Below are 25,535 nucleotides of genomic sequence, written 5' to 3'. Positions count from 1 at the left end.
GGAGCCGGATTTGTGACACGCCTCAAGGACAATGCCATTTACAAGGTGGAAGAAGAACTTTACATTGATGAATGTATTCACAGTGGCGTGCCGGAAGACACCATCATCGGGATAACGGTGAAGGAAGTGGTGTTTTATGACAGGGTGTTGAAGCGCAAGTTCGAGTTCCTGACCAACCTGTTCGGTATGCGCCCCAACATGATGGCCGCCATATACAAAATAAGGTGGCAAATCGAGGTACTCTACAAACAGTTGAAAGGGAATTTCCCGCTCAAGTATTTCCCGAGAGACAATGAGAACGCGATAAAAATACAGATATATTGTGTTTTGAGCGTGAACCTGTTACTTACGGTTATACAGAAGCGTTTGAAACGTCCCTGGGCATTTTCGAACCTGGTGTCATTTTGCAGGATACACTTGTTTAACTATCTGCATTTGATAATAAACCTGTTAGAGGTCACGAATAATCAAAACTAGTTTTTATCGGACGGCAATGATTTACAATATTATCTCAATAATTTTGTTATAAATTCAATCGGTCCGTGCTCACCGCCGTTTCGTAATACAATTACTATTCAAGCAAAATGTTGAATAAAAATCCGCTAATTCGAAAAGGGTTCCTTCAATGTTGTAATTTTACACCTCTTTCCGTTGTCAAGAATAAGGTGCGACAATGAATGACTGCGTTTTTTGAGGATAAAATTTCGATATTTATTTTAAAACGAAACAGTTAAGTTGCATCTTTGTAATTAGATATTCAATATCAATCTGTAGACTTATGTTATTGAAGATAATTTCCATATAACTAGCTGATTTATATACTTTTTGATATAGGAGATATACCTGAGAGAAAGTTTGTCAATAAAACGCATACTCTTTCGGTTTATCGAAAAGAGTGGTGATATTATAAGTTTTACTATGAATAGGAGATTTTTTATTAGAAAATCTGTTTTGGGAGGAGCAAGCTTACTGGCTGTTTCGGGAATAAATAGTTCATACGTTTTTGCTAAATCGAAGGATAGTCTAAAACTACCTGCAATCCTTGGCGGTCCGAAATCGTATACCGGTTTATGGCCCGATTGGCCCAGATGGAAATCCCCCAATTACGATGAAAGTATTTTGAACATTTTGAGAAGTGGGGTTTGGTCGCGCTCTAAAGTTACATCTGAGTTTGAAGATCAATGGGCCAACATGATAGGGACCAAGCGCTGTCTCTCAGTAGTAAATGGCACCAATGCTTTAATTACGTCTCTAGCTCAATGGAATATTGGGCCGGGAGATGAGGTGATTGTAACTCCCTATACATTTGTTGCGACTGTCCAAGCCATTTTACTTAATGGAGCATTACCTGTTTTTGCAGATATTGACGCGGATACGTTTCAAATTGATCCGACCAACATAGAGAAAAAGATTACAGAAAAGACCAAAGCAATTTTACTGGTACATATTCTGGGAATTCCGGCGGATATGGAGCGAATAATGAGAATAGCCCGGAAGCATAACTTAATTGTTATTGAGGATGCTTGTCAGGCCCATTTGGCGGAAGTAGGAGGGAAAAAGGTAGGTTCCATCGGACATGCAGGCTGTTTTAGCTTTCAAACATCAAAAAATATGCCTATCGGAGAAGGTGGGGCCATTGTCAGTAACGACGATGAATTTATGGATCGCTGTTATTCTTATCATAATTTGGGATTCCCTTATGGTACACAAGTCGGAAATATTAGTGGAGGCGCGGTTATGGTCGGCACTAAAATCAGGTTTACGGAATATCAGGCTGCCATCGGATTGAACCAGATGAAAACATTACGGGCAGAAACGGATAAAAGATGGGATAATGGCATGTATTTAGCGAAAAAAATTGATGCCATACCCGGCATTTCTTCCGTTAAGTTATATATGGAAACGACTAAAGCTGTCTTTCATTTGTTCCCTATGATTTATGATAAGCAAAAGTTTAAAGGAATGCCAAGATCCTTATTCCTTAAAGCTTTGCAAGCGGAAGGCGTTCCCTGCTCTGCGGGATATACACCTCTTCATACCCAATCTTTTATAAAGAATGCGTTTGAATCGAGATTATACCAAAAGCTTTATTCAAAAAGTGAAATTGATTACAATGACTTTCTTGAAAATAACCAGTGTCCGGTCAATGATAAGATTTGTGACGAAAAATCTATATGGTTGACTCAGAATATGCTGTTGGGAGACAAATCTTCTTTAGATAGCATTGCGAACGCGATTGAGAAGATCTCTATGAATGCCGAGAAAATTATTAAAAGAGAAGGAATGTAGGTCATGTTGCAGAAAAGAATAATTCGCCATTGTCTTATACTTGTACTGTTTATTCTGCCTTCGTTCGGATTTTCTGGAAATGTGGAGGAATCTGCAGACATATGGGAAATAGGGGTTGGCAAAGTAAAGATTACTCCTGAATTTCCGATGTGGATGGCCGGTTATGCCAGTCGGACAACACCGTCAGAAGGTGTTCTTCACGATTTATGGGCAAAAGCGATTGTATTCCAGGACCAGAAAGGATTCAAAACTCTTTTGATAACAATGGATATCCTTTCGATTCCGCAGGATTTTTCCAATGAATTGAAGGGAATATTGAAGCAGCGATATGACTTTGAAAAATCGCAAATTATTATAAGTAGTTCCCATACTCACTCAGGACCGGTGGTTGCCCGCGCTTTAAAATATATTTATCCGATGGATCGTTCCGAATGGCAAAAAGTGGATATCTATACAGCACAATTGAAAAAGAATTTGTTGCTATTGGTTGAGCAGGCATTGAGTGGTTTGAAACCAGCCAGAATATATACCGGGAATGGAATTTCCAGATTTCAAGTAAACCGAAGAAATAACAGTGAAAATCAATTGTTGTCGGTCACAACGTTAAAAGGCCCTAATGATTACGCTGTGCCTGTGATTAAGATTGAGGATTTGGATAAAAAGCTACTCGCCGTGATCTTTGGCTACGCTTGTCATCCTACTACTCTGTCTATTAATGAATTTTCAGGAGATTATCCCGGATTTGCCCAGATAGAACTGGAAAAAATGTATCCGGGGGCAATGGCGCTTTTTTTTCAAGGTGCAGGAGCAGACCAGAACCCCTTGCCGAGAAGATCTGTTCCTTTAGCCATCCAGTATGGAAAACAATTAGCGGTATCAGTTGAGTGTGTCCTTTCCGGGGATATGAAAATTCAAAAGAGTAATATACAGGTTGCATACGATGAGGTTAATTTGTTATTCGATACACCTCTTCCGATGCAAAAAATTCAGGAAATATCTCTTAGGGACGATTACGAAGGTCGCTGGGCAAGGGGAATGATTGCCGAATACGAATCCAATAAATCATTCCGACATAATTATCCTTTCCCGATTCAACATTGGCGGATAGGAGAACAGCAGTTGTTTGTCCTTGGAGGGGAGTCGGTAATTTCCTATGCCCTTCAGTTGAAGAAGTTGTATGGCGATGAATTTTTTGTAATGTCTTATGCAAATGATGTAATGGGATATATCCCAACAGTCACAATTCTCGAAGAAGGGGGATATGAGGGTGATGGCGCTCAGCGGGTATATGGGCTGCCGGCAAGATGGGATAAAAGTATTGAGTCTAGGATATTAGCGGGATTTTCAGAAATATTAAAAATGTAACCAATATAAATTAAAAATGAACTTTAAAATGAAAAAAACAATCTTGATTCCTTTTTTATCAACTTTGTTACTCATTGCTTGTAACAACAATTCGAAAACCGTTTCTGTCGAGAAAACAAATGATTTTATTGTCGGTGATACCTTAATTGCCAGAACTTACTTTTCCGGGTTCCCGGATGCGCATGACACCTATAATGCGATATCGGCAGCAAGTGATGGAAAAATATATTATGTATTGTCCTCCACTAGGCATGATATCGGAGGACAATTTTACCGTTATGACCCCAAAGAGGATAAGACGGAATTTATTGCAGATTTATCAGAAGCATTGGGAGAGAAACAACAAAAATATATCGCGCAAGGCAAAAGCCATGTTGAATTTTATGAAAAAGACGGGAAACTGTATTTCGCTACCCACCTCGGTTATTATCAAATGACAGATGGTGCCGAACATGTTCCCACAGTTGCTCCGGAGGAATATAGGTTATATCCCGGTGGCCATTTTCTTTATTATGATATGAAGAGCGGAGAAATAAAGAGTCTCGCCCTAGCACCGGAAGGGGAGGGTATCATTACAATGGTGATGGATAAAGATCGAGACCATTTGTACGGACTGACTTGGCCAAGAGGGCTGTTTTTGGATTATAATATCCAGAAAGGAGAACTGAAAAACCTCGGTTCGATATCTAAAGCAGGAGAAACGCAGCTAGGTACCGAAAATTTCAGGGTAATTTGTCGTTCCATGTTCATAGATCCTCGTGACGGGAATGTTTACTATTCTACTGCCGACGGAGACATATTCTATTATAACCCTTCTGATCCCGCTTTGAGAAAATTGGACGGAGTTGATCTGCGACTCGATTATTTTGGTCAATATGATCCCAAAGATGCGGGAAGTATGGGGTATAACTGGCGTAAGATATACTGGTATAGTCCTGAAAATAAGGCATATGGCGTGCACGGAAATTCAGGGTATCTTTTTACATTTGATCCGCGTGAGAAAAAAGTTGAAATTGTTGACCGCATTACATCTTTACCGTCGAAGGAAAGCGGAATGTTCGATCAATTCAGTTATGGTTACCTTGGCTTCTGCATCGATAAGAGCGGTATGATTTATTACCTTACGGGTGCGCCGATATACAAAGACGGAAAGAGAGTAGCCGGACTCGACAAAATTAATATGGGTGCCGCGAAAGGGATGGAATATTTGCATCTTGTTACTTACAACATCCCTGAAAGGAAATATCAGGATTTAGGTCCAATTTTCTATGAGAACGGTTCTATTCCAACCTATGTAAATTCGATTGCATTGGGGAATAATAATGACGTATATACATTGGCCAGATTTATAAACGAAGGAAAGGAAATTGAAGATTTGGTCAAAATTCAGTTGGTGGGTATTAAATAATAAGAATGTACTTAAAAAAAATTAGTTCCTATGTTTAAACTTGGAAAAGACGGATAGGTAGTCCAGTAAAAAAGCTATATCATTTTAGTTAACTTTGTTTTTGAGAGATAACAATCTTAACTTAAACAATATAGCTTATGAATACAAGGCAAAGTAACAAATTAGATTTCAAAGGACAAAATATTTACATAGGAATTGATGTCCATTTGAAGAGTTGGTCGGTATCGGTATTGTCGGAACATTCGGTTCTGAAGAGGTTCAGTCAATCTCCAAGTCCGGAATCGCTGCACAAGTTTTTGACAACCCATTATCCGGGAGCGGATTATCATTCGGTTTATGAAGCGGGCTTCAGCGGGTTCTGGATACATGAGAAGTTAGTAACATTGGGGATCAACAATATCGTAGTCAATCCGGCGGATGTGCCGACCATGAGTAAGGAGAAATTGCGCAAGACCGACGCGGTTGATTGCGGGAAACTGGCCAGGGAGTTACGGTCGGGAACATTAAAAGGTATTTATGTGCCGGATATAGCCACCCTGGAAATGCGTTCTTTGATAAGGTTGAGAAACAGGATCGTAAAAAGACACCACGAGGGAGAAGAACCGGATAAAGTCATTTTTACGCTTCCACGGGATAGATATCCCGGAGGAATTCACACGTTATTCGGTGGGTAACTGGTCAAAGCGGTTTCTGGCATGGCTACGCGAAGTACTCCTTTCTACCGAATATGGAAAGGAAGCACTGGGGATACATATTGAGCAGTTTGTACGCCTGCGGGGCATACTCCTGGGGCAAACACGCCTGCTGCGTGCGTTATCCCGCAGTGATGCACTCAAGGAGCCAATACGTCTGCTGACTTCGGTCCCGGGAATAGGGATAACCACCGCCATGTCGTTGGCGGTCGAGATAGACGATATCGGGCGGTTTTGCAATGCCGATGCGCTGGCCTCCTACATCGGTCTGATACCGATGTGTCATTCCAGCGGGGAAAGTCAGGCAAACGGTAACATCACGGTTCGCAAGCACGCCATGTTGCGCTGTTATATAATCGAGGCTGCCTGGATAGCCATAAGGAAAGACCCGGCAATGACGATGGCTTACCAAGGGTACCGTAAACGGATGAACGCTCAGAAGGCCATCGTCAAGATTGCCCGTAAACTGGTGAACAGGATATTTTTCGTACTCAAACATGGACAGGAATATGTGCCTTGTGTTGTCAATTAACATACAATCCTACAGTGTAAGCAATTTTTCCACGGGGGAAACACTATCATAATGTTGCAGCTTTGAAGTCTGCTTAAATTAGTATGTGACCCCCGCCTATCGTAAACTGATACAGGAATTTGCAGCTCCCGCCGAAAGGACGGACAGTCTGCTGTGGAAAGATTGTTTACCGTAGGATGTAGGATCGGGTTTTCTTAGCCATATGGACAGTATCAGTAATACAAAAAGGGAGGTAGAATCTCGACCTCCCCCAGTAGCATTACTGCGTACCGTCAGGGTGCTTATTGCTGACAGGTTGCCCCCCGGCAGAGCCTGTTTCCTCTTAACACCCTGACACAAAGATAAAATTTAAAAGTTAATTAAAGTGAATTGTCCAATTTTATTTGGATTTTAAATGGAAAAACATTATGAAATCAAAAAAAGTTAGCAGAAGAGCATTTCTGACAACCGTATCAGCTGGTGCAGCTGCGATGGCGAGTTCAAATGTTGTGAAACCGTTGGAAAGTATTTCTACGAATATTTATCTAAAGAGTGATATTTCCAAATTAGCGGCACTTGGAGGAGAACCGGTTGTGAATAATAAGGTTTGGCCCAAATGGCCATATGTGGATGAACAAATAGTTGAAAGCCTTTCGAAAACAGTCAGAAGCGGTAGATGGAACAGAATAGACGATAACCTAAACGGAGCTGTTCCAACTTTTGAGAAAAGATACGCTCAGCTTTTGGGAGTGAAGGGGTGCGTGACCACCGGCTCTGGAACCCAGGCGTTGCATACGGTTGTCGAAGCCATGGGATTTGGGCCGGGTGATGAAATAATTACTACTCCCTACACCGATATGGGCACCATTTCCGCAATTATCAGCGCACGTGCTCTCCCCGTGATGGTCGATTTGGATAAAGAATCGTTCCAATTGGATCCTAAGGAAGTAGAAAAGAAAATCAATAAAAATACGGTGGCTATCATGCCGGTACACATGATGGGACAGCCGTGCGATCTGGACAGTATTTTATCTATTGCAAAGAAACATAATCTTAAAGTTATCGAAGACGCTTGTCAGGCACATCTTGCTGAGCACAGAGGTCAAAAATTAGGTTCTTTAGGGGATGCCGGATGTTTCAGTTTTCAAACCAGTAAAACAATTTGCTGCGGAGAGGGTGGCGGCATTATTAGCAATAATGAGAAATTGCTTAATGACTGTTATACGGTGATGAATCATGGCACGAATAAAGAGGGTCGTTCCGTTACCATCGGGCCAAAATACAGAATGAACCAGTTTGAAGCTACTATTCTTTTAGAACAGTTAAAGCATGCTCAGGAGCAATTTGAAACACGTAGCCGTAACGCTGCTTTCCTGACCTCTAAGTTGAAAGATTTTAAAGGTTTGGTCCCTCAAAAAATGTATCATAAAACCGATAAAGGATCATATTACCTATATACAATGGCTTTCCACAAAGAGTATTGGAATAATGTTCACCGGAATGTTTTTTTGAAAGCAATAGCCGCTGAGGGAATTGAGCTCAGTCCGTATATTAAAAACGGCCTGCATCGCGAACCATGGACGGATAATATTCTTTCAAGAAGAGAATATAAGACCATGTACTCCGCTGAGAGGTTACAACAGTTCAAGAGCGACTTATTCCTCCCGGCTTGTGATTGGGTTTGCGATAATATGGTCATGCTTTGGGCGTCAGGCCCCTTGCTCGCGAATGAGAAAGACATGGAAGATGTGATCAATGCTATCATGAAAGTATATGAAAACAGGGATAAACTCCATCTGATTTCCTAGAAAGGGTCAAACTACTCATAACAGTAAGCCAAATGCTATTAAAAAATGTATCAAGAAGATCGTTTTTGACGACCGTAACCGGCGGGATTGCTGCTGCAACTGCTGCAGCCGTCCCGTTTGGAAACATCTACCGCTATATCGATAATAAAAATGGCGATTCTCTAAAATTGGGCGTATTCGATGTTGATGCCACGCCGCCCGTGAGTAGCCTTTTGACTTACGACCCAATGATCAATTCCTCTGAATTAGGGCTGAGAGCGAGAGGCGTAGTCATAACCGGGGCCGGCCTCCCTATAGTTTTATGCGCTGTCGATTGGATAGGTATTTCAAACGAATCTCAAGATGTCTTTAAACAGGCCATCGCTGAGGCGGCAGCCACGGCTTCCGACCGAGTGGCTGTGCATACCGTACATCAGCACGATGCGCCTATTTGCGATTTTACAGCCGAACGTTTATTAAAAGAGAAGAATTTGCCTATCGGTTGTTTCGATGGCACCTTCGCCCGAGTTCTTATAAAAAGGCTACAAAAGTCGATTGCTAATTCGTTACTGAAATTGCAGGATGTTACGCATATCGGATTAGGGAAAGCTCCGGTTTTTCAGGTTGCTTCCAACAGGAGAGTCGATACAATTAATGGGAAGATGGGCGTGATGCGTGGATCTTCTTGTTCTGACCCCCGGCTAAGGAATATGTCGGAAGGGGTAGTTGATCCCGATGTGTCGTTACTCAGCTTTTGGAATAAAAATATCCCGCTCGCTGTTTTAAGTTTTTATGCCACCCATCCGCAGAGCTATTACCGTACGGGCATTGCAAATCCTGATTTTCCCGGGATTGCCCGGTATCTTCGTCAGTTGGAAGTTCCCGATGCGTTGCATGTTCATTTTAATGGCGCAGGCGGGAATATTGCCGCGGGAAAATACAATGACGGTAGCCGTGAGACTCGGTTTATTCTCGCAAAAAGGCTTGCCGACGGCATGAAACGCGCATGGGAAAATACGCAGAGATATTCCGTAAATAGCGGTAATGTTACCTGGTCTGTTACGCCCGTTTTGTTGCCATCCAATCCTAAAACAGCCGATATCGAAAAGGAAATGGCCACGAAAGACGGCATTTATTTGGCCAATAATTTAGGCAGGTTGGGTTGGTATAAACGGACTTTGCAGCGGAAAGCAATTGGTTTTGCTTGTTTGGGAATTAATGATGCGAGAATTTTTTTCATGCCCGGCGAACTCTTCGTAGAGTATCAGTTGGCCGCCAAAGCAAAAGCTCCTGATAGATTCGTGGCGATGGCCGCGTATGGCGATTATGGCCCATTTTATATTGGGACCAGGAATGCGTACCGGGAAGGCGGATATGAAATTCTTTCAAGCCCTGTTACGGAGAATGCGGAAGGCGTTATAATGAGGGCAATTGATGAACTTTTTAACAGGAATTAAACGAATTGTAAACTTGACTATAACATTCTAATTACCAGCGTATATACTTGATTTAAGTTAAGTAAATAATAGAGTGTTATTTTTTATTGCTTTTGATATCGTTTTTTACGTCTAATATTGAACAGAAACGATATGTTTATTCTACGATTTTCAACTTTTTTTAACACAATAAAATGTATACAGGCTTATGATGGCTCAAACTATATTTCTATTACTTTTATTGAATTTCGGTCTTGATGGGACAAGCGAGATTCCAAAAACAGAAAAATTCCCGGTGGTCAATCAAATCGATAAGGAGATTGGCCTATTCCCAATAGATTATAAATACTCTGGCTGGCGCGGCGGTGTAGGTGTTGCTTTTGGTCAACCTACACTCAATATACCAGATATAACCGAACTTGGCGTTGAAATAGTGTGGGGAGGAGAAGACGCAAAACGTACGTCGATGTTGGACATAGCCGTCTTCGACTATTGGAATTCTGTGGTCGAGATATCGATTAAAGATCCAGAAGGACGATATGATTTCAGTCATATAGAAGACAAAGAGAAAGCGGCCGTAATAGCATTTGACAAATATGCTGAATTACAATACGGAGTGCCGGGACTTTCGAAGTACGCTAAAGTGAAGTATATTTCAGATGGGGCGTATGGGGATGTCTATGGTGAAATGGATCTGTCGTCGATTAATCCTTTGGTGAAAGCTGTAGTATCCAGCAAACTGGAAAGATTAACGAAAAACGGGAATAAATATGGGGGAATGGCGCTTGACAATGCCGGAAAAGTTCCCGAGACCTTTCTGGAGTATCTTCAAAACAGTTTGCATCCTGCGGGATTTGGTATTTTCACCAATGGAGGGCCAAGTCATTTATACCGCTATGTCGATCTCTTCGCGAATGAGGGTTTTCAATTCTCACAACAAAGGATGCATAATATGCAGGCGGATGGTTTTAAAGGAGTTCAGGCGGAATTACTTACCCGTCAATTGTCAGCCGGAGAACTGGAAAAATACCTGAAAGCGAAACACTTTAATGGTATTGTATATTTCGGATATACAGACGGAAGAGTCAGGGCGGCCGGGACACACTATTCATTTTTTTCTTCCCGACCGGATATTTATGACCATCAACGATGGGTTCTGCGTAAAATCTTGCCACTAACCCGATCTATGTTTAGCGCGGGACCACAAGATAATGCGTATGCTTATCTTCTAAACAACAAGACAGAGCGTCGCGCCGAGTCATCTAATAAGAGTCGTCAGAATCGTGTTGATGCAACCGGAAGAGTTATTGAGCCGGGGTTGATTGAACCGGAAGATAATGATATTTTTAACGGAACTTTGGCGCTAGATGGAAGTGTTAAAAGATATGGCGATGATGTTGAGAAAGGAATTTATTTTTATGTCAATTCTAATAGGCCGGAGACCGTTGAATGCCGTCTTGATAGTTTAGATGCGGAGACATCCGGCTTACTTGTTTTTGATGAATTTTCGGAAAAGCCATTGAAATATCAAAGAGATGGAAGAAAGATCCGATTCGAGACGCCATCCGGTCCTTCTCTCATTCAATTTGGGAAAAAAGAGGTAATTGTTGAAAAAATCCTCTCACGTATTTCAAATCTATTTAAAGTGCAGTTGTTACAACGTGAAATGGATGAAAAACTAGGAATTGGATATACTCAAAAGAAAATGACTCTGCCATCCCCTAATTTATTAAGGGCAGATTTCGATAAGCCAATGAAACCATGGACCCCGTTTTGTCAGGGTTATCTCATCGATTTAAAGACAAAAAGGTCTGGACGCGGCAGTCTACGAACCGACGGAAATACCTATTCGATGTATAATAATCAATGGCCTTACCATAACCGACAGGGTGCCGCCCAGTTTGTTACGCTGAACCAGTCGAAACCGGAACCTCTGACGCTTACGGCTTATAGTAAATCTGTGAACGTTAAGAGGTCAGATTTAAAGCAGATCACTGACGAGAACCGAAGAGATCATTTTGGTGAACGGTTAGGGTATTATTATGCAATGCATTTATATCTGGATTATCAAGATGGGAACTGGCCAGAAGTTCATACTTTCACCTTCTCTCCCGGGACACATGATTGGGAAGAAGGGAAGATTACCGTTATTCCTAAAAAAGCGGTAAAAACAGCAATGGTCCTAGTGGAGCTACATCAGCCTGAGGGTACTGCCTGGTTTGATGATTTTAGTCTTGTTGAAAGTACAAACCCCCAGCACAACTTACTTGCGAGCGCTGATTTTGAAAATTCCGATATTCTTTTGGACAAAGCCAACGCGCGTGAATACGATTTGAAAGTATCCGCATTAAATGAAAGCATAAATCAAACGAGAAAGAAAGTATCTCTCAAAGAATTGAAACAACTTGAAAATGAAGTCATGTCGATTCAGCAATGGCTAATTTCACAGGGAATTGCAGAAATATCGGGGCGTGAGATGCGTGATTTTTATGATGCGTCCGAAAAATTAAGAATTTGTCGGAATCTACTGGAGAAATAGAAGAAAAGTGAATATGGGGTATTTCAGTTGTTATCTTGACGAACAACCAATACTCCATTTCCTACAGCTCTCACACTCCCATCCGATGGGTTGTTAACCACTTGATCTCGGACTACCATTACCGATGATCCTCCTCCATCTAAATTAATGGCATACCAAGCTCCGGCCGACAAGAGTATTTCACCGAAATCTTTCATCGTGCATCCTTTTGAAAAGGTTTGCCTACCGTCGGCAACCATTAAATAGGCTTTTCTTTTATCTTTAGAATAACCAATTCCCGTTCTTGGATTATATAGGTCATCACCTTCGGCTCGTTCTCCGTTCTTTAGAATAATATTATCGCTTCCTCCAACCATCTCTTTAATTTTAATTGTCAGATTTGGATTCGATTTTAGGGTAACTCCAAGATAAATATTGATTTCTTCATTCATTTTTAGCGTTTTTAAAAAATCTGCGGAGCTCCCCCTGCCATGCAAAACGGCACATCTTTCAGGAATTATTGATTTCCCCGGGTTGTCATAAATGTCTTCAACCTTGCATCGGATTTCTCGATTAGCTTCAAAAAAGAAACTTTCATTATCCTTAGGTCGTATTACAACCTTTGTTCCACCATCGACAGTTCCCGTTGTTTTACCGAATGAAGGTGTATAAAGTGTCATCAAATTGGGGGTAAGATTAGGGTAAGCCTCTAATCTCAGCATATTTACGGTATGTATTGTTGTGGTAAACTCTCCTTTCTTCAAGATCCCCTGAAAAATGGGCCTATCGATATAAGGTATTCCATCTTCACTTAAAATGAAACAAGCCCGGCCGGTCGGATTGGTTACCATCCCTCCATGATGGAACTGCCCACTTCTTGGAATGCCTATTTCAATAGGATCCTGATAAAAATAAAAATCCCCGTTTGTGGCCGCAACGACGTCGTAACCTTGTAATCTTTTCCGCTCTACCATTGCATTTGGGCGTTCGGTTGCGATGGCATTGTCCATCGCGAGGCAGGTCTCTACTCGGATGAAAGGGTTTGTCAAATCGATTTCTAATGCATAGACTCTCAGGGGGTATTCTTTTATTGCGATAGAATAGTAGGATAAACCCGGGCTAATAGTTTGTCTTTGTTGGAGTGTATCTACTCGATACCATTTCCCGTTGATTTTACAAACATCTTTAAGTTCTGTAGTCGTTACGTATAACTTGTCCAGATAGATAATCTGATTGTTTTTATCTTTTACGTAAGGCAGCAGATTATAGGTTGTCGCCGGTTCTAAATTATCAATTAAGATTGTTGAATTAACCGATGATTTTTTAACTGGATCTTTAGCTGTTACTTCCGATTTACTGTAGTGTATTCCCCATTCTTTTAACCGGCTTGTTGAGTTGAATGAAATTTCAACGGAAGTGCTGGTAATTTTACTGTAATCAATTATTGCTTTAAAAGCGATTGGCGATAGAGTCGTGAATTTTTTTTCAATTCCGTGATAGGTAACGCCATCATCGACATAAGCGCGATAATAATAAAGCTGATCAGAGACTAATTCACTTAAACGGACTTCATATCCACTTTCAGAAGTATTTGTATGGGACATTTTTATATATCCATTACCATTTTTAATTTCAATGCCATAATCTCGAATGGTTCCACTTCCGGCATCGGTAATTTTTCCTAAACAAGTGGCAGATATATCGGTAATTTCCTTGACGCCTATCGTTTCAACTTGGGGCGGGTTCACTCCTTTTTCCGGCGTTTCATTACAACTTAAAGAAAAGAATACCAATAAAAGAAAGTATAATATAAATTGATTGCCTTTCATTGACGTTTCGGAAAATTCAATTAATGCTTTTCTTTACGGATGTGTTGCCACCTTCCGATAAGGATATATCAACCGGTTGATTGCCCTGCCATGCCCCTCTTGTAAAATCAGGTACTTCTATAGGCCTGGAATTATTAGATAAAGACCACTGACTCAACGAAGTTATCACACTCCATGCAGCAGCGTCGTACACATCAATATCCATCGGTAATCCGTTTCTTAAACAGTCGATAAGCCTCCATGTCATCAGAAAATCCATTCCTCCATGCCCTCCGACCTCCTGCGCCATATCTCCGATCCTTTTCACAATCTTCGGCATATATTGCTCATTTACCTTTTTCATTTCTTCTTCGTTCAACCACTCGTCCCCGACGGAGATTCTGGCCGGGAGCGGATATTTCTGGGCGGCAGCGCGGGTTCCGCTGATGGCATGTATCCGCGAATAAACTCTGGGGCTTGTAGTGTCATGCTGCAGCATGATAGTACGACCCTTTTCAGTACGAATGATCGAAGTATTTATATTACCCCTGTAGGAATCGGTATTGAATTTTTGATAGAACGGGTCGGATGAAGCCAACTCTGCTACATTTTTGCCCAACATAAAATCATCTGACGACATAGAAACCATATGGCTCAATTTATCCCCACGATTTATATTCATGATCTGACAAACCGGGCCTAATCCATGGGTAGGGTAGATATTCCCGTTATGATACTGACTCTCTTCGAGTCTCCACATATCATTATCCCTCGTCTTTTCATAGATCTTTTGAAAGTGCAGATAAGCAGCATCGCCGTGTATGATATCGCCGAAAAAGCCCTGACGTGCCATATTCAATGTCAATAATTCGAAGAAATCGTAACAGCAATTCTCCATCATATAACAATGTTTCATCGTGTTTTCTGATGTTTCCACGATATTCCACGCTTCATCCACCGTTGCGACGGCCGGTACCTCAACAGCCACATGCTTTCCGCATTCCATCGCATAAACGGATATTCTGGCGTGAAGCGGACCTCTCGGCACCGCAATACTGATCAGATCTATATCGGGATTCTCACATAAACCCCGCCAGGCATCATTGCTTCCGGTATAAACCCCGGCTGTAGGTAATCCTCTCTTTTGCAATAACTGCTGTGCCTCATCAATACGAAACTGAGCAATATCACAAATAGCTTTTATCTCCACCCCGTCCAAAAACGTCATCTGATTAAGATTGGAATATCCTCTGTTACCGACTCCTACAAAGCCGGTGCGAACAGTTTTAAGTATTGGAGCCCGGTAGCCGCACATATTATTATATTGATTGCTTTTTGTCTTGTAACCGGAAATAGTTTTAATTTCGTTCGAAACCATTTCGTTGGCCTTAAGGCCGGGGGCGACCGTCAAACCGATGCCTCCGATTGCAATTTGCTTTAAAAAGTCTCTCCTGTTCTCTTTCATACGACAATATTTATTTTTTCTCTTTTCTATTATCCGAAACCATCAGTCACCTATAAAACCCTATCCATATCTATAATAGGCCATGGCTTTGCATCCTTCCATTCTCCTCTCGTAAAATCCGGAACTTCTACCGAATTACTTCTGTCTAGAACCGATCTTTCACTTAACTCCACAATGGAGGACCATGCTGCCGCATCATAGACATCCTGATCCAAGGGTAAGCCATTTCTCAAACAATAAATCAGTCTCCAATCCATAATATAATCCATTCCTCCGTGCCCTCCGACCTTTTTGGCCTGTTCACCTATATACCTCGATAATGGATGTTCATACTTTTTCATGATAGCATTAAAATCCTCATCACTTAAAAATTCATGCGGGTCGGGCTCCAGGGCTATCTTTTGTTCCGGATATTTTACCGCATATCCTTTTGTCCCATAAAGTTTATGAAGACGGTCATACGGAGCCGGACTCGTCACGTTATGTTCGATTAGGATTGTATTTCCATTGACTGTTTTGACAGTTGTACAGTTCATGTCGCCCAACTTATAGACAGTTTTCGCTTCCGAAGAATCTTTACCGTATTTGTTTTCCGCATAGAGCGTCAATCCGTGATGATTTGAAGACATTGACGTAAGATAATCAAAGCGATCGCCTCTGTTAATACCCATCATTTGTGCAATCGGTCCCAGTCCATGAGTGGGATAGGGATTCCCCGTATGCCTGGTGTAATGATCCACTCTCCAGGTATTATGGTAGCTGTCGCTTCTGTCCAACTGGCATCTCAAATCATGGATATAAGCGCATTCACCGTGAAATACTTCTCCGAATAGACCTTTACGGGCCATGTTCAACGTAGTCAATTCAAAAAAGTCGTAACAACAATTTTCCAGCATCATGCAATGGCGTTGCGCCTGTTCAGCCATATCTACCAGTGCCCAACAGTCGTCTATCGTCATTGCCGCGGGAACTTCGATGGTAACATGTTTCCCATGTTTCATCGCGTACAAGGCGATTGGAACATGCAGATTCCAAGGCGTTGCATTGTAAATTAAATCAATATCATCACGCTCACATATTTTCTTCCAGTCTTCCTCTTTGGAATAGACAATTGCCTCCGGACGTCCGGCATCCCTAAGATTTTCTTGCGCCGATGCAATTCTTTCAGGTACTAAATCATCGATAGCGACAATCTGTGTGCCCTTAATTCTGGCCAGACGGTAAACCGCACTATTACCCCTTCCTAAGCCAATCACGGCAATTCTCACCACAGGGAGAGGTTCACAACGCAAGCCCATCACCGATTTACCTTTTCGTCTGGGTATTTTCAATCCTTTCTTCGCTGTTTCTGATGAATTCCCTGCATAACCGGGTAATCCCAAAGCTCCTAGCGCAACCCCGCTCAACACGGTCTTTTTAATAAAATCACGACGAGTACTCATAAATCTTGTATTATTTATATTTCACTAAGCAATATGACTGAACTATCAAATATGGCTTCAATTTGAAGATTTATCCCAATTTTCATCAACTCTTCTCCGGTAAATGTTTTTCCATCCGCCCAGAAACTCTTACGATTGTTTCTAGTATTCAATTCTTCCAGTCTGTACCTTTTATTCGGATCTAACCCCTTTAATTTACATTCAAAGTATTCTGTCCTACTGTGGAACTCCAGGCTGTACGCGAATAAAACGGCGTGGGACTGTTTCCTGTCAACGTAGAGCGATGCCGACCATCCGCCTTCATTATTGGGGGAAAGTAACCGATACAAATCTCCAAACTGAACGATCGGTCTAATTTTCTTGTATGTACGGATAGCTTCCGTTACAAAAACTTTATCGTCACCGGCTATATCCTTCAACTGTAATTCTAGTCCCAAGCGTTGTGACATCGCGACATCGAATCTGAATTTCAAAGGTGTTACCATCCCCGTTTGATGATTAGGGCTCGTTGAAACATGCGACGCCGTTGCCATTGCAGGAAAGAAGAGACTAGTACTGTACTGAATAAAAAGGCGATTCAACGGATTGGTATTATCACTTGCCCAAAATTCATCATGAAACCGCAACGCGCCGAAATCCAAACGTCCTCCTCCAGATGAGCAAAGTTGAATCATCACATCCGGGTGTGATTCCCTAATCCGTTCATAGACTTTATACAACCCTCTCGTATATTCTATCCAGAAATGGGTTTGCTCTTCAGCTCCCAGGTAATCGGAACCGACATTGTCGACATGTCTGTTGGCATCCCATTTAATATAACTGATATGTTCCGACAACGATAAAACATCATTGAATGTTTTCACTACAAAATCCTGCACTTTCGGGTTACTGAGATCCAATAACCATTGATTACGAATAGTCAGCATTTCCCTGTCCCCGCTTTTCACGATCCATTCAGGATGCTTTTCGGCCAGTTCGCTTTTAGGATTGACCATCTCAGGTTCTATCCATATTCCAAATCGGAGGCCTTTGTTTACAGCATATCGGGCAAGAAAATCAATTCCTCCCGGTATTTTTTTTCTGTTGACCTGCCAATCTCCCAATCCCTCACGATCATTGTTACGGGGATATTTATTGCCAAACCAACCATCATCCATTACAAACATTTCCACGCCAAATTCTGCCGCATGATCAATCATTTCCATAATGGTCTGCTCGTTGAACGAAAAATAGGCGCCTTCCCAGCTGTTAAGAACCACTGGACGTAACTGACCACCGTGAGCCAGCGCATATTTACGACTCCAGTTGTGATAATTGCGGGATATCTCTCCCATTCCGGATGAACTGTAAGTCATTATATTCTCCGGAGTTTGAAAAGATTCCCCGGCTTTGAGTTTATAGGATGACGCAAAAGGATTCATACCTGATAGGACATGGAGCCTGCCGAATTCATCAAATTCAAACGAAAGTTTGTAATTGCCCGACCATGCCAGCGATCCGGCGTATATTTCGCCACTGTTTTCTTGCACAGGATTATTTAATGATAACAAAAAGGATGGGCTTTCCGACTGAGTGGTACGGACACCTTTCTTCGACTCAACTTTTTTTATTCCGGGCGTCAGCTTTTCTTCAATCAGTTGCATCTCGTTTGCCCAAGTACCGGAAAAATGAGTTAAGTAATAGGACTGCGCTGTCAGCGGTAAATATGAAGAAGCCAATTCCTCTATCATTACCGGCTTACTCTCATTATGACTTACACAAACGCTCTGACTAATCACATTCTCCTTCCGGTATGCCTTAAACTGAAGATCAACCCAGACAGGATAGATTTTGTCCTTTAGCCGAATAACGGTTTCAGTCACATTATCATCGATATCTTTTGTATGGTGAGAATCATAGACGAGATCCGTGGTCAATACCCCATCCTGATGAACCAGACGGATCGCAGGCTCCATATATAATCTCCTCCCGTACGCCGGAAAGATCTCCGGAGCTGTACTCTCCTTTATATCCTGGTTCATTTTAAATCTCTCTTTGGAGATCTGCAAGGGAGTTGTCGACAGCTTATCTCCAAAATACTGGAAAATAGCTTTTTCACCCAGCTGAGACGTAAATATCAGACTGAGGCGTTCCGTTTCTATATGGATAAGCTCGCTGTTCTGTCCAACAGATACCATTATAAAAGAACTGAGGAAAAAACTGATAAAAACAATATATTTCATTAATAACAAGCCTTCTAAATTAATAAGTGGAGTATTTATACAATGCAAAACTGTTCATTTTAGGAAGATGTAGTGTAACGGATCCCGTATCGGATACCTGCTGTTTTATTCGGTCTCCATCTCCGGCTATAGGCGTCAAATTAACGACCCGGCCTGCAGGAAGCCATGTCTTAATCTTCGCACTAGCGTTCGGTGACATTTCCCTGAAAATCAGCAAATATCCCTGATCGTCCCGTATAGATTGAAAACCTGTCCAAGATTTTCCGGAAGGTTCATCCCCGATCGGTAAAATCACACCTTGGTGAAAATCGTGTTGAATGGTCCGGTATTTTTTTATCAGCTGTTGATTTGTAAATGCTCCTGCAGGAAGATCCGCCACATCCATCCAGACGAGAGGTTGTGCGGCCATGGTTGTGGCAAACAGGTATTCGAATGAATAATTTATCGGGGCAAACGGATCGTTTTCAGGGTATTTGTCTTTATTTTTCCACTTGTTGGGAAACTCAATAAGTAATTTTTCTGCAGGTATGTACCTTGACAACATCCAGAGATTTCTAAGGGTTTTATATGGATAGTAATTACCCCACTCAGTGTATCTGTTTTCTAAGAACAAGTTTCCATATTCCGTAAACATAAAATAACCGCCCCTGACTCCGGCTGTAATATCTATGTTAAAGAAGACATTTTCGTCAGTTTCACGCATCACTTTATCGTACATCATGCGGGTTCTTCTTTCTGCCAACTTGTTGGGCATCTTCTGACCATCAATTTTAAACATTCTTACCCCGTAATCCCGATACATTTTGATAATGGCATCGGCGTCTTTTTCCCAATCTTCATTATCATTGGAAAGCGACGGGTTTAAATAGAGGCAGACATCCACGCCAAGTTCTTTCCCTTTCTCAATGACGGGGGATAGTCCGTTAGGAAACAACTGCTTGTTGGGAGTCCAGAAATCAGGATTCTTTTTATAAACGTGCTGATAGGTCCCTTCATCGCTCCCTTCCTGCCAGCCATAATCCAATTGAAAATGGGTTATACCCAGCCGGGCACACGCTTCAATTTGCTTTTTGCAAAAATTTTCTGTCAATCTGCTGATGCTTCCTCTGTCCCCCCAAGTATTCATCACTATCATTTCATCCCTTTCAGGAAGGAGCTTGCGAAAATTTTTCTGATACTTTTGCAATGCAGTCAAACGTTGGATTTCTCCGCCGGAATAAACCCCGACAACAGCACTGTAGGCCTTTGTCCATTCATCCACATTCAAATCTTCAGGCGTAACGCCGAGTCCAATCATCCTTACATGTCCGAAGTTGGTAACAAAATCAGCTCCCGGATAGGCCAGTTGTACACCAGAACACGGAGCCTCTTTCAAGAAGAAGAGACCATCGTCAGATTCCATATTTTCACAAAAAAGTAGATTTCCCCGGTAAGTATTTTCGGTATAGGATGTACCCGAATAGGGTTTAACCATTGTGTTATTGAAATCAGACCTGTCCAGAAATTCAACAGTGTTCAAAGACCAATGTTTTCCTTCTAACGAAATTTGATCTATTATCGGAATTTCGTTGTATTGAGAGAGAATATTTCTGGATTCGACATAATCCAACTCCGCCGGATCTTTCTGTTTAATGACCCATTTTCCTTTTGCCTCTCCCCTTAAATAAATATCACAAGCGATGACGGGACAATCAGAATAAATTCGGTATACCTTTCGAATCTGCAAGTGATCAAGCGTATATTCAACAGTTATAGCCAAATGTCTGGGCAAAATAGCGGTTTCTATCTCTTCAGCAAACCATTTGTCATTTTTTGCGTCTTGATTTTGCTGGGGAATAAAAAAGTCGGGAGATAGTTTTTGATTGATCCAGCTATGGCAATTTTTTTTATCTTTGATAGAGATAGTTTTAAGATTCCCATTATTCCAGAGGAATTTTCGCTCGATCAAATTATTTCCAATAAATAAAGTATCATCATCGAATCTCGCGTAATAGGTATTTTTATCAATACAAAATATAAGTTGAATATTAATAATAAAGATTGAAAGGAAGATAAATTTTTTTAGAGTCATCTTGTCTATATTTAATTTCGCGGATAATTTTGGTAACATGTTATCCGAATCTAAAATATAGATTTGGATAACATGTTCACTTGATTTCTATAGGGATTTATTGATAGATCAATTGTGTCACCACCAATGAATATCAAATCATTCATTACTTCGCCCGCACACAAATATCTCTGAAATTTGTGTGTTCTGCGCATTATTCGAATCTCTTAAATAGATAAGCAGATAGCGTCCGGCAACATTCAATCCATCAGAAACCTCCAAGACCAATCTATTGTTTGATGCATTCGAGTCAAAAATTCCTTCGGTTATTTTTGTCCATTTATTAAAATCAACATTCATGTCTCCGGGGATATATTCATTTCCAACGTAATATTCCACTGAACGTGTCGAGTTGTTACTCCAACGGCGAAAGGTTTCAATCATCGCAATTTTTTTCGGTGACTTCATGTCTATTACTGCCCAGTGAGGAAGAGGTGCGACTGGAGACCATCGAGAATGCCAAAAATTAGATGGTATTCCTTGTGCATGAATGATCCCATCAATAATTGTTTTAACACCGCCTCCATCCGAAACTTGTTCATCGGAAACCCCTATGACTTCCCAGTTACTTCTGTCGAAAGGAAATTTTGTTTTATTGAACGACCAATCTGTAGCGAAAGTATCTATCGCGGTTGGTTCAGGTAAGAAAAATGTACGGTATTCGAAAGGTGAATCTGTTTTTGCATCTGGACAAGCCATGGACGTGGAAGATGCCGATAGCGATACAATTGCTTCTTGATTATCCTTCTTCGTGTATTTAACTTCTACCCCGATCATCTCTTCTGATGCTGCATACCAATCGATGGTTGCGTTCTCGTTTATGGCGTATTGTGAAACTGATTTTACCCTGCGATTTGAGAGCCCATTTTCAAAATTAGCGCCATATGAATTTGCAAAACCTTCGACTTTCAGAGAATAATTATCGGATGAATCTATTGTCTTCACGTGGAAAGAATAAGACCCTTCCTGTAAATTATCAATCATTACTTTTCCCGAATCACATAAAATGTGACTCTCTTTTATTGTTGCTCTTTCAATTGGAATTTCCAATGAATCTTTTCCATTATTCCAATATACATTAATTGATCGTACACTAGGCGAATCGTACAACCAATATTGAAATTGAATTCTACGTTTTCCAGATGAGAAAATAACCGAATCTACTTTCGGTGCATATACAATTTCTCCTCCTTTTGTATAGTCTTTATGATAATCCATCATATCTTCACATGAGAAAAATGCAAAAAAAGACAATATAATAATGTATAGATTGCTGTTTATCTTTTTCATCTTTTGTATTGTTAATCTATAATTTCACCGAAAAAACTTACTTCTGCAAAATAGCAGTTCGAAACATTTCCAAATGTCCTGTTAACTTTTACCCGTATATAACGCACTGCGGGTGAAGTTATGTCAATTGTAAAATCATGTCCTTTAGCGGCTACCGTAAAGTCTTCATCTGTTACAGTGCCTAATGGTGAACCGGAAGGCTTTATGGTTTTAAAATCTCCAATTTTTATCCATCCGGCCTCTTCCCATTTTCCATTCATAATCGGTTGATCTTGCGCACCCCATACTTCAAATAATTCAATATTTCCCTGATTATAAACACGTGGAGCGTAATTATAATCTCGTTGGAACGTATGAATGCGACTTAACTTCATCAGACAATGCAAGTCAATTGTAAACGCTGCTCCGGGAACCGTTGCTATGTATGTATGGCTCCAGGTGTCTCGGCTCCCGTCAAACATGCTGTAAGCGCTATTACCTGACGCCCACCCCGGGTAATCCCATCTTACGTCATTTTCATAAGGGTAAATAAGAGCAGCGCCTTGCGGTAAGGTGTTGTTATTTAGTATTTCAATTTTAGAACGATCTAACTGTTCTTCAAAAAGTGGAGTAATTACACCTTCTTTTGGGTATAGCGTATCAGAGTAATTCTCGTATCTGTCGCTGACAATGGCCCCAAAACGATATGGATTTGTATCGTATCCGCGAAGAGCGCCACTCCCGTCGGCTAATTGAGACGAAATTATCTCTACTGTCTGTAACTCGCCTTTGTCGTTTTCTCCTAGAAACTCGAAATTCAAGATCTCTTTGTCTTCATTTTTCCACCTAAACCCTACTCCTCCAAAATCGCTTAAGAATTCGAATGATTCTACAACTTTTTGGATGGCTGATTTTAGGGGAGTGAAACTTACTTCAACTGGATCTGAAAATTCAAGGGCGCGATTGAACGTATACAATGTTGCCGAATGTACCTTTTCATCGGTATATCCTTTTATTTCCAAGGATGTTTTATAATAAGAAGAAACTACTTCTCTTTGTTTTCCACTCTGTAAAGTGTAAATTGCTTTAACCCCTAATATATCATTTGAATTAGGAATTTCATAGGTAATTCGTACCCCCCCTGCTATGGGTGTCGTTTCCATGACAGTCACCTTGTCCGGCTTACCGGTTTTTTCATTTATCGGTTCCAAATTTTTCTCACTGCAGGAGAAGACAACCGATAACAAGATAGTGATATAAAAAACTTTTTTCATATTTATCATTTCCATTAATTGTTTATTACCAACCTGGATTTTGTATCAAATTCGGATTATTGATAATATCAGAATCAGGTATGGGCAGAAGATAATTATTTACTGTGAAAGATTGCGTGTAATAAGGAACTACTGTATAATATTCCCTGATATCAGTAGCACTGGTATTAAACCCTTCTATCTTACGATTATTTAAATTTTTCACGGCTGTTTTCCAACGACGACAATCCCAAAAATATGAACTTTCGGCAAATAACTCAATTTTACGTTCGCGGTGTATAATTTCTCTCATACCTGCTTTGGTCAGTGGTTTGTCAGGCTCATTAGAGTACTTCCTCCAGCTATCCAAGACACCCTCCAATCCGGCACGCCTACGAACCATATCCACGTATTGATAAATTTCTTGATCGGGGGAAGATTTCACTTCATTCAATGTTTCTGCATACAAGAGATAAAGATCAGCCAGACGCATCATTGGAACCGGGTATTTATATTCATACCAAGTATCTGCATTTCTAAATTGGGATTCAAAATTGACATACTTCTTTGGCCAGTACCCTGTTACATGAAGATCCCTAGGTTGAAGAGAACTTGATGCAGGTTCGCCCCAGCGCATCTTTACAGTAAAATTTGTTTGCGGTGTATTCCCGTACCAAACCGCCCTGTCAAAAGTCAGCCAAGAATAAAACCGGGGTTCTCTGTCGAAATTCATCGAAACGGTTTGTTCGGTTTGATCAATATAATATTTATGTTGACTATCCCCTTTACGAATGCTAAAACGTCCCTGATAATCATATATTTTATCTTCATTAATTGGCACTCCGTTTTTGGAATAAAACTCATCTACTATATCCAAGGGGACGCAATAGATTCCTCTGGTTGCCTGGCTGGAAGAGGCAGCATATCGAGGCATTGCGCAACCCTGATATATTGTCGTTGAACTACATCCCCATATTAATTCCACATTCCAGCGTTCAGTATAAACCGATCGTAACGTATTTAGCAGATTAACCTGTTCTGGAAGTCCTACAGGCGTTTTGTAATCGGATTGTTGATATAAACGAATTCCGGCCGTTTCACATGCCTCTATTGCTTTTTTACAGGCTGCCGCTGCTTTTTCCCATCGAGAAGGATCAGGTGTCTGATTAAAGAACGGTTTACCCTCATGGTTTAAAAAATTATTGAAGTCTGTATTCCCATTATAGAGGGGACTGGCCCAGGCTGTTAATACCCTCGCCTTAAACATCGATGCGATGGGATGCGTGTATCTCCCCAATTCTGTCGATGTTGTTGTTATGACATCGGGGAGGGGTTTGTTATCTTCCGAATCGCCCAATGCTTCTTCAGTGAGTTGAAGAATGTATTCAAAGCAATCATCAATTTTTTCCCGATACGCGCGAATTGTTTCTCCAGATGCTCCAACTGGTGGATTTTCTTTTAATAACACAACCGGACCATACATCTCCATCAGGAAGAATATATCCATCGCTTTATGTAGTTTTACTTCAGCGCTCCAACGTGCTTTTTCCTGAGAATCTAAATCCGGTACGCTTTCAATATTTTTCAAGAAAGTGTTGCAATCGTTTATATTTTTATATAAGCTAGGGGTATAGGCTGCACCTCCCGACCAATAATTTGCATACGGATCGGTAGGGGTAGAGTAGCCTAAAGCCACTTGCATCCCCATCCAATCGGGCCGAATTTGGTCGTTAACAATAAATTCGCCAGTACCCATGAAAGCCGGATTGGACGTGGCATCGCCATATCTTGGCCCTTGCTGATAGATTGTTGATAAATACTTTTCTGCATTATAACGATTTGAGAAAGCGTGATCTATTGTCGCTATATCGTCAGGAACAACATCTAGATAATTGCATGCACTTACTGTAAGTGCAAGAACTAATATTATTATGTAATTATAAATGTACTTCATATTCAT

The 25,535-nt window shown here is 41.0% G+C and carries 15 protein-coding genes and 1 pseudogene; 8 read left to right on the top strand and 8 right to left on the bottom strand.

Annotation, left to right across the window (positions count from 1 at the left end):
* The first annotated feature begins 12 nt into the window (after positions 1 to 12).
* From KCV26_10150 to KCV26_10115, 8 genes and pseudogenes are all read left to right on the top strand, one after another.
* A complete protein-coding gene (locus KCV26_10150) occupies positions 13 to 477 on the top strand; it encodes a transposase (protein ID WZX35680.1) in 465 nt (154 codons plus the stop codon).
* A gap of 441 nt (positions 478 to 918) precedes the next feature.
* Positions 919 to 2,289: a DegT/DnrJ/EryC1/StrS family aminotransferase gene (locus tag KCV26_10145; protein WZX35679.1), complete on the top strand. Its 1,371-nt coding sequence runs from the start codon at positions 919 to 921 to the stop codon at positions 2,287 to 2,289.
* Positions 2,290 to 2,292: 3 nt separating this feature from the next.
* Positions 2,293 to 3,654, top strand: coding sequence for a neutral/alkaline non-lysosomal ceramidase N-terminal domain-containing protein (locus KCV26_10140; GenBank protein WZX35678.1), 1,362 nt, complete (start codon positions 2,293 to 2,295; stop codon positions 3,652 to 3,654).
* A gap of 28 nt (positions 3,655 to 3,682) precedes the next feature.
* The gene (locus KCV26_10135; GenBank protein ID WZX35677.1) at positions 3,683 to 5,062 is read left to right on the top strand and encodes a hypothetical protein; all 1,380 of its coding nucleotides are present in this window, start codon (positions 3,683 to 3,685) and stop codon (positions 5,060 to 5,062) included.
* Between the two features lie 137 nt (positions 5,063 to 5,199).
* A pseudogene (locus tag KCV26_10130) lies at positions 5,200 to 6,286 on the top strand (IS110 family transposase).
* 407 nt (positions 6,287 to 6,693) lie between these two features.
* Positions 6,694 to 8,073 carry a DegT/DnrJ/EryC1/StrS family aminotransferase gene (locus KCV26_10125; GenBank protein ID WZX38372.1) on the top strand — a complete coding sequence of 460 codons (1,380 nt, stop codon included), beginning with the start codon at positions 6,694 to 6,696 and terminating at the stop codon, positions 8,071 to 8,073.
* 32 nt (positions 8,074 to 8,105) lie between these two features.
* Positions 8,106 to 9,509: a hypothetical protein gene (locus KCV26_10120; protein ID WZX35676.1), complete on the top strand. Its 1,404-nt coding sequence runs from the start codon at positions 8,106 to 8,108 to the stop codon at positions 9,507 to 9,509.
* A 187-nt stretch (positions 9,510 to 9,696) separates the two neighbouring features.
* The gene (locus KCV26_10115) at positions 9,697 to 12,027 is read left to right on the top strand and encodes a hypothetical protein (protein ID WZX35675.1); all 2,331 of its coding nucleotides are present in this window, start codon (positions 9,697 to 9,699) and stop codon (positions 12,025 to 12,027) included.
* A 23-nt stretch (positions 12,028 to 12,050) separates the two neighbouring features.
* Here the strand turns inward: KCV26_10115 and KCV26_10110 are convergent, their stop codons facing one another.
* The 8 genes from KCV26_10110 to KCV26_10075 form a co-directional block, all read right to left on the bottom strand.
* The gene (locus KCV26_10110) at positions 12,051 to 13,835 is read right to left on the bottom strand and encodes a phosphodiester glycosidase family protein (GenBank protein ID WZX35674.1); all 1,785 of its coding nucleotides are present in this window, start codon (positions 13,833 to 13,835) and stop codon (positions 12,051 to 12,053) included.
* A gap of 16 nt (positions 13,836 to 13,851) precedes the next feature.
* Positions 13,852 to 15,279 carry a Gfo/Idh/MocA family oxidoreductase gene (locus KCV26_10105; protein WZX35673.1) on the bottom strand — a complete coding sequence of 476 codons (1,428 nt, stop codon included), beginning with the start codon at positions 15,277 to 15,279 and terminating at the stop codon, positions 13,852 to 13,854.
* A gap of 50 nt (positions 15,280 to 15,329) precedes the next feature.
* Entirely contained in the window at positions 15,330 to 16,721 is a 1,392-nt protein-coding gene (locus tag KCV26_10100; GenBank protein WZX35672.1) for a Gfo/Idh/MocA family oxidoreductase, read from the bottom strand.
* A gap of 14 nt (positions 16,722 to 16,735) precedes the next feature.
* On the bottom strand, positions 16,736 to 18,943 hold the full coding sequence (locus KCV26_10095; protein ID WZX35671.1) for an alpha-galactosidase: 2,208 nt from the start codon (positions 18,941 to 18,943) through the stop codon (positions 16,736 to 16,738).
* Positions 18,944 to 18,962: 19 nt separating this feature from the next.
* Positions 18,963 to 21,014, bottom strand: coding sequence for an alpha-galactosidase (locus KCV26_10090; GenBank protein WZX35670.1), 2,052 nt, complete (start codon positions 21,012 to 21,014; stop codon positions 18,963 to 18,965).
* A gap of 138 nt (positions 21,015 to 21,152) precedes the next feature.
* Positions 21,153 to 22,343, bottom strand: a complete 1,191-nt coding sequence (locus KCV26_10085; protein WZX35669.1) for a discoidin domain-containing protein — start codon at positions 22,341 to 22,343, stop codon at positions 21,153 to 21,155.
* 11 nt (positions 22,344 to 22,354) lie between these two features.
* Entirely contained in the window at positions 22,355 to 23,596 is a 1,242-nt protein-coding gene (locus KCV26_10080; protein ID WZX35668.1) for a DUF4959 domain-containing protein, read from the bottom strand.
* A gap of 25 nt (positions 23,597 to 23,621) precedes the next feature.
* On the bottom strand, positions 23,622 to 25,529 hold the full coding sequence (locus tag KCV26_10075; GenBank protein WZX35667.1) for a RagB/SusD family nutrient uptake outer membrane protein: 1,908 nt from the start codon (positions 25,527 to 25,529) through the stop codon (positions 23,622 to 23,624).
* Positions 25,530 to 25,535: the final 6 nt, after the last annotated feature.

The organism is Petrimonas sulfuriphila (genome assembly GCA_038561985.1).
Lineage (GTDB): Bacteria > Bacteroidota > Bacteroidia > Bacteroidales > Dysgonomonadaceae > Petrimonas > Petrimonas sulfuriphila.
Note: the sequence above shows the minus strand (reverse complement) of the source record. Positions and strands in the feature narration are given on the sequence as shown.

Coding starts and splice junctions, on each gene's coding strand:
- KCV26_10145 (WZX35679.1), top strand. CDS start 919: ATGAATAGGAGATTTTTTATTAGAAAATCTGTTTTGGGAGGAGCAAGC.
- KCV26_10140 (WZX35678.1), top strand. CDS start 2,293: ATGTTGCAGAAAAGAATAATTCGCCATTGTCTTATACTTGTACTGTTT.
- KCV26_10135 (WZX35677.1), top strand. CDS start 3,683: ATGAAAAAAACAATCTTGATTCCTTTTTTATCAACTTTGTTACTCATT.
- KCV26_10125 (WZX38372.1), top strand. CDS start 6,694: ATGAAATCAAAAAAAGTTAGCAGAAGAGCATTTCTGACAACCGTATCA.
- KCV26_10120 (WZX35676.1), top strand. CDS start 8,106: ATGCTATTAAAAAATGTATCAAGAAGATCGTTTTTGACGACCGTAACC.
- KCV26_10115 (WZX35675.1), top strand. CDS start 9,697: ATGATGGCTCAAACTATATTTCTATTACTTTTATTGAATTTCGGTCTT.
- KCV26_10110 (WZX35674.1), bottom strand. CDS start 13,835: ATGAAAGGCAATCAATTTATATTATACTTTCTTTTATTGGTATTCTTT.
- KCV26_10105 (WZX35673.1), bottom strand. CDS start 15,279: ATGAAAGAGAACAGGAGAGACTTTTTAAAGCAAATTGCAATCGGAGGC.
- KCV26_10100 (WZX35672.1), bottom strand. CDS start 16,721: ATGAGTACTCGTCGTGATTTTATTAAAAAGACCGTGTTGAGCGGGGTT.
- KCV26_10095 (WZX35671.1), bottom strand. CDS start 18,943: ATGAAATATATTGTTTTTATCAGTTTTTTCCTCAGTTCTTTTATAATG.
- KCV26_10090 (WZX35670.1), bottom strand. CDS start 21,014: ATGACTCTAAAAAAATTTATCTTCCTTTCAATCTTTATTATTAATATT.
- KCV26_10085 (WZX35669.1), bottom strand. CDS start 22,343: ATGAAAAAGATAAACAGCAATCTATACATTATTATATTGTCTTTTTTT.
- KCV26_10080 (WZX35668.1), bottom strand. CDS start 23,596: ATGAAAAAAGTTTTTTATATCACTATCTTGTTATCGGTTGTCTTCTCC.
- KCV26_10075 (WZX35667.1), bottom strand. CDS start 25,529: ATGAAGTACATTTATAATTACATAATAATATTAGTTCTTGCACTTACA.